At 69.5% G+C, this 9,387-nt stretch carries 9 protein-coding genes; 5 read left to right on the top strand and 4 right to left on the bottom strand.

Annotated features, from left to right (window positions below; genetic code table 11):
* A partial coding sequence (locus tag H5J26_RS09770; RefSeq protein WP_181765360.1) for a uridine kinase occupies positions 1 to 489 on the top strand: 489 nt, incomplete at its 5' end.
* 67 nt (positions 490 to 556) lie between these two features.
* Here H5J26_RS09770 and H5J26_RS09765 read toward each other — a convergent pair.
* Positions 557 to 1,288 carry a type 1 glutamine amidotransferase gene (locus H5J26_RS09765; protein ID WP_181765359.1) on the bottom strand — a complete coding sequence of 244 codons (732 nt, stop codon included), beginning with the start codon at positions 1,286 to 1,288 and terminating at the stop codon, positions 557 to 559.
* A gap of 111 nt (positions 1,289 to 1,399) precedes the next feature.
* On the opposite strand from H5J26_RS09765, the gene H5J26_RS09760 reads away from it, so the two are divergent.
* The 3 genes from H5J26_RS09760 to H5J26_RS09750 all read left to right on the top strand — a co-directional run bounded on the left by H5J26_RS09760 (position 1,400) and on the right by H5J26_RS09750 (position 3,679).
* Complete coding sequence (locus H5J26_RS09760) at positions 1,400 to 1,855, top strand: type II toxin-antitoxin system PemK/MazF family toxin (protein WP_181765358.1); 456 nt, start codon at positions 1,400 to 1,402, stop codon at positions 1,853 to 1,855.
* Positions 1,856 to 2,035: 180 nt separating this feature from the next.
* Positions 2,036 to 2,857 carry an MHYT domain-containing protein gene (locus H5J26_RS09755; RefSeq protein WP_235980586.1) on the top strand — a complete coding sequence of 274 codons (822 nt, stop codon included), beginning with the start codon at positions 2,036 to 2,038 and terminating at the stop codon, positions 2,855 to 2,857.
* A 72-nt stretch (positions 2,858 to 2,929) separates the two neighbouring features.
* On the top strand, positions 2,930 to 3,679 hold the full coding sequence (locus tag H5J26_RS09750; protein WP_181765357.1) for a PIG-L deacetylase family protein: 750 nt from the start codon (positions 2,930 to 2,932) through the stop codon (positions 3,677 to 3,679).
* 7 nt (positions 3,680 to 3,686) lie between these two features.
* On the opposite strand, the gene H5J26_RS09745 is transcribed toward H5J26_RS09750, so the two are convergent.
* The 3 genes from H5J26_RS09745 to H5J26_RS09735 form a co-directional block, all read right to left on the bottom strand.
* Positions 3,687 to 5,075, bottom strand: coding sequence for an MFS transporter (locus H5J26_RS09745; protein ID WP_181765362.1), 1,389 nt, complete (start codon positions 5,073 to 5,075; stop codon positions 3,687 to 3,689).
* A 220-nt stretch (positions 5,076 to 5,295) separates the two neighbouring features.
* The gene (locus H5J26_RS09740; protein WP_181765356.1) at positions 5,296 to 5,883 is read right to left on the bottom strand and encodes a methylated-DNA--[protein]-cysteine S-methyltransferase; all 588 of its coding nucleotides are present in this window, start codon (positions 5,881 to 5,883) and stop codon (positions 5,296 to 5,298) included.
* Between the two features lie 239 nt (positions 5,884 to 6,122).
* Positions 6,123 to 7,010 carry a glycerophosphodiester phosphodiesterase gene (locus H5J26_RS09735; RefSeq protein WP_181765355.1) on the bottom strand — a complete coding sequence of 296 codons (888 nt, stop codon included), beginning with the start codon at positions 7,008 to 7,010 and terminating at the stop codon, positions 6,123 to 6,125.
* A 159-nt stretch (positions 7,011 to 7,169) separates the two neighbouring features.
* On the opposite strand from H5J26_RS09735, the gene uvrB reads away from it, so the two are divergent.
* Positions 7,170 to 9,299 carry an excinuclease ABC subunit UvrB gene (gene uvrB, locus H5J26_RS09730; protein ID WP_181765354.1) on the top strand — a complete coding sequence of 710 codons (2,130 nt, stop codon included), beginning with the start codon at positions 7,170 to 7,172 and terminating at the stop codon, positions 9,297 to 9,299.
* Positions 9,300 to 9,387 lie beyond the last annotated feature (88 nt).

Below are 9,387 nucleotides of genomic sequence, written 5' to 3'. Positions count from 1 at the left end.
GAGGCGCTGCGCCTGCGGGGGCGGCCGGCGCTCGTCATCGCCGCTGACGGCTTTCTGCGTGCCGCCTCGCTCCGCCTGGAGTACGGCAAGCAGGATTCCGACGCCTACTACGACATCTGGTACGACACCGGAGCCCTCTGGCGCGAGGTCTTCGACCCGCTGGAGGCAGACGGTGACGGTCGTGTGCTGCCAGACCTGCGCCACGCCGCAGCGGACCGCCCGACCCGGAGCCCCCGGGTGCAACTCCCCTCAGGGGGAGTGATGTTGCTGCACGGACCCTTCCTGCTGGGGCGCTGGTTCCCCTTCGACCTGGCAGTGCATCTGGGGCTCTCCGCAGGGGCGTTGGAGCGCCGGACACCGGAGGACGAGCGCTGGAAGCTGCCGGCGTTCGCCCGCTACGAGGACGAGGTCGCCCCGGAGCAGGCCGCCGACTTCTTCGTACGGGCCGACGATCCCCGCCGTCCGGCATGGAACGGCGCGCAGGCGTAGACGGCAAGCAGGAGCCCGCAGGGAGCAAGAACTCGCAGTGGCGGGGGAGCCGGCCAGCGAACAGATCTCAGCGCGAGGGCGGCCCTGGCGGTGCCGTACGAGCCACGAACGCGGCGAAGCGGCGCGCCAGTTCCCGCCACGTCGCGGTCGATCCGGCCTCGTCGCGCTCCGCCGCGCGGATCAACTCCTCGCGGTTGAAGCCCTGTTCGCGAAGCTTCTCCGCGTCCCAGCCCTCGACGTTGCGCGCTGTCGCCTCGGGGTGGAACTGGAGACCCCAGGCGCCTTCCCCGATCCGGAACGCCTGGATCGGGCAGCGCTCACTCCGGGCCAGCCACCGCGCTCCCGGCGGCAGCTCGGTGATCGCATCGACCCGGTGCTCGATGGCATTGAGGGGGCTCGGAAGACCCCGGAAGAGCAGATCGTCGGAGGCCTCGGGGCGCAGCGTCAGAGCTGTGCTCCCCGCCTCGGGCAGGCCGTGCTCGGCGCGCACCGTGCCGCCCGCGACATGCGCGAGCAACTGCCCGCCCAGGCAGACGCCGAGGGCGGGGACGCCCGACTCCAAGGCCTGGCCCGCAAGTTCGCGGGTCCGCGCGAGCCACGGCGCGCGGTCGTCGGCGTCCGGCATGTAGCCGCCGCCCATCACGAGCAGGGCCTGGTGGCGTGCGAGCTTCTCCGGCAGGGGATCTCCCGCGTAGGCGTGCACGACGTCCAGCGTGAGCCCGTGCTCCTCGAGCCAGGAGCCGAGACGGCCCGGCCCTCCGCTCGGAGTGTTCTGCACCACGAGGGCACGTGCCGCCATCCCGTCCTCCACACCGATCCGAACCGTCCCGCCGGCCGCTCACACCGGTCGCTCCGGCATCCCCGACGTCCCGCGAGGAAGGATCTCATCCCCTGGCGGTAGGTTCCCGGCATGAGCCATCCGAACGACGCAGCAGACGCACCGCTTCCCGGCAGCAGCGGCTACGCCGCCACCGTCGAGGTACAGCCGGAACGCATGGGAAGGGTGCGGACCGCCTACGCGCCGGACCCCGACGGCGACCCGGATCCCGGCGAGATCGTATGGACCTGGGTGCCCTACGAGGAGAGCGACGGGAGGGGCAAGGACCGTCCGGTGCTGATAGTCGCGCGGGAGGACCAAGGCACGTTGCTGGCCGTGCAGTTGACGTCCAGGGAGCGGGACGGGCAGTCGGAGTGGCTGCCGCTCGGCGCCGGCCCGTGGGACCGCAGCGGACGGGACTCGTGGGTGGGCACCGGACGGGTGCTGCGCGTGCATCCGGACGGAATGCGGCGGGAGGCCTGCGCACTCGACAGGGCGAGGTTCAACCGTGTCGTGCACCGATTGCAGCAGCTCCACGGCTGGCGGTGACCGGTTCGCGTACCCCGGCTGCCTGATGAGCGATCTTCACACCCGGATGTGACGCGGAAGCCGTTGTGACGGGCTTGTCCGAAACGGGAGCGGACAAGCGTGCGGTTCTCTAACATGATGTTTCCGTATGTGTGTTCGTCAAGTGACGGTCCTGTGGTCAGGCAGGGTTTCCTGGTGGGGATGACAATGCTCAATGCCGTGGCGTTGCCGGCGAATGGTTTCACTTACGGGCTGGTCACACCTGCCCTCGCCTACACCATGGCGAGTCTGGGCAGTGCGGTCGGGCTCAGATGCGCCATGCGGGCGCCGGCGTCCCAACAGCGCGAGCAGGGCGGGTGGTTGCTGCTCGGGGCCGTCGCGGTCGGCATCGGCATCTTCACGATGCACTTCGTCGCCATGGTGGGCTTCAGCGTGGGTGACGCGCCCATCGAGTACGACATGCTGACGACGTACGGGACTCTCGTTCTCGCCGTACTCGTCTCCGCGGCCGCGCTCTTCCTCGTGGGTTACCGGCGCAATCTGGCCACCGCCTTCGGCGGCGGCGTGATCCTGGGGCTCGGCGTCGCCGCCACCCACTACCTCGGCATGATGGGAATGCACGTCGGTGGCGCCGTCCGCTACGACACCCGGATCGTGGGAGTCTCCGTCGGCGTCGCGGTCGTCGTGACGACCATCGCGATGTGGTGCGCCACGAAGGCCAAGCACCTGGGCGCCTCGCTCGGCGCGGCTCTGATCATGGGGCTGGCCTTCACCGGGATGCACTACACGGGCATGGGAGCGATGACCGTCCGGCTGTACAGCGACGTCGGCAGAGCCGGTACCTCTTCGGCGCTGGGGACACTCACGCCGGTGCTGATCGGCCCGGTGCTCCTTCTGCTGCTCATCACGCTGTTCGTCAGTCTCGACCCGATGATGGAACGGGACGGCCGGCGGAAGTGGGGAAGCCGTCCCGGAGAGGGAACAGGCGAGAAGCTCGAGTGGACGCCGTTCGAACGTCAGTGACCGGTTCGCCGGTGACCGTCCACACGGCGCGAGGAGCACGTGTCACACCGGACGGAAGGCGGAACGACGGCCATGACCACGAGCAGCGGGACGACTCTGGAAGCGATGCCGGAGGACTGGCAGCGTGCACTGGCCGTCGTCGCACACCCGGACGACATGGAGTACGGGGCGGCGGCGGCAGTCGCCGAGTGGGTGGCCGCAGGCAAGGAGGTCAGCTACCTCCTGGTCACTCGCGGCGAGGCCGGCATCGACACCCTTGAACCGGCTGAATGCGCCCGCGTACGGGATACGGAGCAGCGGGCGAGCGCCCGTACGGTCGGAGTCACCTCACTGGAGTTCCTCGACCACCGGGACGGCATGATCGAGGAGGGCGTGCCTCTGCGCCGGGACATCGCCGCAGTCGTGCGAAGGACCCGCCCCGAACTCGTGATCACCCTCAATCACCGGGAGACCTGGGGCGGTCGTGCCTGGAACACCCCGGACCACCGTGCGGTCGGCCGGGCGGTGCTCGACGCCGTCGGCGATGCCGGGAACCGCTGGATCTTCTCCGAGCAGCTGGAGAGCGGGGGGCTCCAGCCGTGGGGCGGCGTGCGGTGGGTCGCCGTCGCCGGGTCCACGGAACCGACGCATGCCGTGCCGGTGGGGGAGGAGTCCGTACGGCTCGCGGTGGCCTCGCTCGCCGAGCACCGTGCCTACATCACCGCGCTCAGCGACGAGCCCGTGGAGAGCTACGCCCGCTCCGTCGTGGAGTGGGGTGTGCGGATGGGCGCCGAGCGGTACGGCGGCCGGGACTGCGTCGCCTTCGAGCTCTATCCCCGGTAGGCCTCGGCTATGTGCGGGGCGGGCTGCCGCTCCGCCGGGAGAGGCTGATCAGCACCAGGGCTGCCACCGGCAGCAGCAGCGTCGCGGCCAGCGCGCTGAGCCAGCCGTAACCCGCCTGCGAGACGACCAGTCCGGCCAGCGCACCGCCGGCGCCCGCAGCCGCGTTCATGATGAGGTCGGAGACACCCTGCACGGCTGCCCGCGCCGCCTGCGGCACGGAGTCGGTCAGCAGAGCCGAGCCGGAGACCAGCCCCGCCGACCAGCCGAGGCCGAGCAGGAAGAGGCCGGCCGCCGACTGGACGTGGTCGCCGTTCGCGGTGCCCGCCAGAGCGGCCGCACACGAGAGCAGCGCGACGGACAGGACGATGACACCGAGCCGCCCGAAGCGGTCGGCGAGGAAGCCCATGACCGGTGAGAAGGCGTACATGCCCACGATGTGCGCGCTGATGACCATCCCGATCAGCTCGATGCCCGCGCCGTGATGACCAAGGTCCACCGGCGTCATGACCATGATCGAGACCATGGCGGTGTGCGCCGCCGCGATGGTCACCACTGCCAGACGGGCGTGCGACGAGGCGGCGACGGCCGCGAGACCCGCGCGCAGTGAACGGTCCTCCTTCGCGGAGTGGCCGGGTGCGGCCTTCGGCTCCGCGTGCCCCTCGGCTTCTCCGGCGACGCCGACGGCGGCGGGCCCGGCGGTGTGCTCGTCCTTGGAGGGTTCGGCGGCCGCAAGCGCGCGGGCGGTGAGCAGAGGATCCGGGCGCAGCAGCAGGTGCATCAGCACGGCGGTCAGGATGAAGACGGCGGTGGCCCACACGAACGCCCCTGCGGTCGCGGGGACTCCCAGGCCGACGACGCTGCGTCCGGCCGGGGCGGCGATGTTCGGTCCGAGTACGGCGCCGATCGTCGTCGCCCAGACGACGAAGGAGATGGCCTTGGCCCGCTGGTCCGGTTCGGCGAGGTCGGCGGCGGCGTAGCGGGCCTGAAGGTTGGCGGAACTCGACGCCCCGAAGACCGTCATCCCGAGCAGCAGGAGCAGGAAGTTCCCCAGCACCGCTCCGACGACGACCACCGCGCCGCCGACGGCTCCGATGAGATAGGCGACGGTGAGGCCGGCGCGGCGTCCACGCGCGGACATCAGTGACGCGAGCGGAAGCGAGAGGAGAGCCGTGCCGATGACCGACGAGGTCGAGGCGAGCCCCGACAGCGCCTCGGATCCGCTGACCTCCTGTGCCAGTACGGCGGAGAGGGTCACGGCTGTCGCGACGCCGAGGCCGCCGAGAATCTGACTGGTCACCAGCACCGACGTGGTGCGGCGGCGCAGGGCGACGAGCTCGGCGGCGCCGGGAAGAGCTGGCGCGGCGGGAGCGTCCGCGACGGAGTCGGCGGCCGCTATGTCAGGCGTCTCGGCGGCGTTGTTGGTGTCGGTCACGTGCGGCAGTCTGCCAGCGGCGACCCGCGGACGCCTACGGAGTAACGCGCCTATTCGACTGGGCGGCTGCCCGGAGTCGGGGGCGGCCAGGCGTCAGTGGGACCCCGCAGCGAGCACGAGGTTGTCGTCGCTCGCGCCGCCCACCGGCGTCTTCTGAAGGTCCGGGCCCAGAGCCGGAACAGCGTCAGAACAGCGGCTGCGGCAGCAGCCCCTCCAGAGCGAGCAGCGCGCGCTTGGTCTCGCGGCCGCCGCCGAATCCGCCGAGGGCACCGCCGCTCTCGACGACCCTGTGACAGGGGACGACGACGGGCAGCGGGTTCGATCCCATGGCCGCCCCCACGGCCCGGGCCGCTCCGGGCTCGCCGACCCTGTCGGCGAGGTCCTGATATCCGGCGGTGACGCCGAACGGCACGGAGGCGAAGAGCTCGCGCAGCACCCGCTCGTTGAAACCGCCGGACAACGACCAGTCCAGCGGGACGGTGAAGACGCGCAGCTCGTCCCGGAAGTAGGAGTCGAGCTCTGCCGCGGCCGTCGCGAGGGCGGGGTGCGGAGCCGGTGCGTCGGGGGATGCGGCGTCGTCCACGCGGACCGGCGCGGATCCGAGGCGGCCTTCGAGCCGCGTGAGGGCCCGGTCGGCGGTATCGGCGTCCGCGTGGAAGACGACGTTGACCAGGCCCTTGTCGGTTGCGGCGAGCAGCAGGGGGCCGACAGGCGTCTCCCGCAGCGTCCAGGTGCTGCTGCGGGCTGACGTACTGGCCGGAGTCTCGTTCATGCGGGCACCTTAGAGGTGCCCTCTGACAACGGCCGTTCGCCCGGGAGGCCCGGCGGCTCGCGGCCGTCTTCGTCAGATGTGCGGTCGGAGAAGTGGGGTAGCGGAGTCGCGGCGCGGGGATTCGGGGGACCGGGGATCGAGCGGGAGTGGACCGGGGATCAAGCGGAACTGAGGGGACGAGCTGGCGGAGTGGGGGGTGTCGGGACCGGTGCCGGTCCCGCCTTCCGCCGAGGAAACGTTCAGCCTCCGGTCGCGTCCCTGACGACGTCGGGGAAGTTGGAGATGATCCCGTCCACGCCGGCCTTGTCGACCGTGCGTGCCGTGGATGCGTCGTTCACCGTCCAGGTGAAGACCTCCATCTGCTTGCCGAGCGGGCCCTTCCGTGCGTGCACGGCCTTGATGTAGTCCTTGGTCGCCGCGCTGTGGGTGGGGTTGATCTGGTCCGTGAACTTCGCGTAGGAGTCCAGCTCCGAGACCTTCGGGTTGCCGAGGAAGCCCGTCTTGACCGCGGAGTTCAGGAAGTGCGTGGTCTTGACCGAGTCGGCGTTGAAGCTCTGGATGATCAGCTTGCTCTTGGTGTGCTTGCTGTCGAGCCAGCCGTGGCTGGAGAGCTCCCGGAGCGTCTGGAGTTCGATGCCCGGATAGATCTCCGGGGACTTCAGCTCCAGCAGCAGTCGCTGGCCGGTCTTCGTGATCTTCTTCAGGTACTGCTCCAGGGTGGGGACTTTCTCACCCGCATAGTCGTCGCTGAACCAGCTTCCGGCGTCGAGACGCTTGATCTCCTTGGCCGTGAAGTCGGAGATGTTCCAGGGCGACCGCTCCGGGTAGAGCTTCTCGACGTTGGTGGTGCGGGCGAGCGTCGTGTCGTGCATGACGACGAGTTCGCCGTCCTTGGTGCGCTGTACGTCGTTCTCCACCCAGTCCATCCCCAGCTTGTCGGCCTTCTCGACCGCGCTGAGGGTGTTCTCCGGCGCGTAACCGGAAGCGCCACGGTGGGCGACGGTGATGGGTGCGGAGTCGGCTTTCTTCTGCTGGGAGGCCGCCTGGGCCGGGGTCGCGATGAAGCTGAGCCCTGACACTCCCAGGAGCACACCGGTAGCGGCGGCTACGGCACGGCGCATCGACATTCGGGACTCCTCGCGTTCGTGCGAACACTGTCAGCTAGAGGCTTCCCGTTGTGCGATACACGGAAGCAGAACCGGAATGGCGTGAGTGTGAACGTGCCGCGACTCTTTGTAGCCCTCGCCCGGAGCTGGTTGTCAGCGGTCGGTCGTACCGTTGTGGACATGCGGCCCCAGACCCAGATCGAACGCACCGTGGCGCCTTTCGAGGTCGTCAGCCCCTACCGGCCCAGTGGGGACCAGCCCACCGCGATCACCGACCTCGCGCAGCGCGTCAGCGGCGGCGAGAAGGACGTCGTGCTGCTCGGTGCGACCGGCACCGGCAAGTCCGCGACGACGGCTTGGATGATCGAGAAGCTGCAGCGGCCCACGCTGGTGATCGCGCCCAACAAGACCTTGGCCGCTCAGCTGGCGAACGAGTTCCGGGAGCTCCTCCCGAACAACGCGGTGGAGTACTTCGTCTCGTACTACGACTACTACCAGCCCGAGGCGTACGTCCCCCAGACGGACACCTACATCGAGAAGGACTCCTCCATCAACGAGGAGGTCGAGCGCCTTCGCCACAGCTCCACGAACTCCCTGATCACGCGGCGGGACGTGGTCGTCGTCGCCTCCGTCTCCTGCATCTACGGCCTGGGCACCCCGCAGGAGTACGTCGACCGGATGGTGCCGCTCAAGGTCGGCGAGGAGATCGACAGGGACCAGCTGCTGCGCCGCTTCGTGGAGGTGCAGTACACCCGTAACGACATGTCGTTCACCCGAGGCACCTTCAGGGTGCGGGGCGACACGATCGAGATCTTCCCGGTCTACGAGGAGCTGGCCGTCCGCATCGAGATGTTCGGTGACGAGATCGAGGCGCTCTCCACGCTGCATCCGCTCACCGGTGAGGTCATCACGGACGACGAGCAGCTCTACGTCTTCCCGGCCACGCACTACGTGGCCGGCCCGGAGCGAATGGAGCGGGCCATCGCCGGGATCGAGGCCGAGCTGGAGGAGCAGCTGGCCACGATGGAGAAGCAGGGCAAGCTGCTGGAGGCGCAGCGGCTGCGCATGCGCACGACGTACGACATCGAGATGATGCGCCAGATCGGCACCTGCTCAGGCATCGAGAACTACTCGCGGCACATCGACGGCCGCGACCCGGGCACCGCCCCGCACACCCTCCTCGACTTCTTCCCGGACGACTTCCTGCTCGTCATCGACGAGTCGCACCAGACCGTCCCGCAGATCGGCGCGATGTACGAGGGCGATGCCGCGCGAAAGCGCACGCTGGTCGAGCACGGCTTCCGGCTGCCCTCCGCGATCGACAACCGGCCGCTGAAATGGGAGGAGTTCCTGGAGCGGATCGGCCAGACGGTCTACCTGTCGGCGACCCCCGGGGCGTACGAACTCTCCCGCGGCGACGGCCATGTGGAGCAGGTCATCCGCCCGACGGGGCTCGTCGACCCCGAGGTCGTGGTCAAGTCGACGGAGGGCCAGATCGACGACCTGGTCCACGAGATCCGTACGCGTGCCGAGAAGGACGAGCGCGTTCTCGTCACGACCCTCACCAAGAAGATGGCGGAGGACCTCACCGAGTACTTCCTTGAGCTGGGGATCCAGGTCCGCTACCTCCACAGCGACGTCGACACGCTGCGCCGCATCGAGCTGCTGCGGGAGCTGCGCGCGGGCGAGTTCGACGTCCTGGTCGGGATCAACCTCCTGCGTGAGGGGCTGGACCTGCCCGAGGTGTCGCTGGTGGCCATCCTCGACGCCGACAAGGAGGGCTTCCTCCGCTCCGGCACGTCCCTGATCCAGACGATCGGGCGTGCCGCGCGCAACGTCTCCGGTCAGGTTCACATGTATGCCGACAAGGTCACTCCGGCCATGGAGAAGGCCATCGACGAGACGAACCGCCGCCGCGAGAAGCAGATCGCCTACAACAAGGAACGCGGCATCGATCCGGAGCCGCTGCGCAAGAAGATCGGCGACATCGTGGCCGACATCGCCCGCGAGGACATCGACACCGAGCAGCTGCTCGGCTCCGGTTACCGGAAGGAGAGGCGCGGCGGGGACCGCGCCGGCCACGGCAAGGCACCCACGCCGGCGAAGTCGGCGGGCAGGAAGCAGCGCGCGGGTACGGAGGTGCTCACGGACCGTCCCGCGGCCGAACTGGCCGAGACCATCGAGGAGATGACGGAGCGGATGCGGGCGGCGGCCGCGGAGCTCCAGTTCGAGGTGGCGGCGCGGCTCCGCGACGAGGTGTCGGAACTGAAGAAGGAGCTGCGGCAGATGAAGGAGGCGGGGCTGAAGTAGCCCCTGGTGCGGCGGGGGATGAGGCGAACCGGACCGAGTGTTGCAAGAGCGACACAAAGGCGGTCGCTCTGACCGGGCGCTTCGTGCG

The organism is Streptomyces albidus (ex Kaewkla and Franco 2022), from assembly GCF_013870515.1.
Lineage (GTDB): Bacteria > Actinomycetota > Actinomycetes > Streptomycetales > Streptomycetaceae > Streptomyces > Streptomyces albidus.
This window is presented reverse-complemented; position numbering and strand designations above follow the sequence as displayed.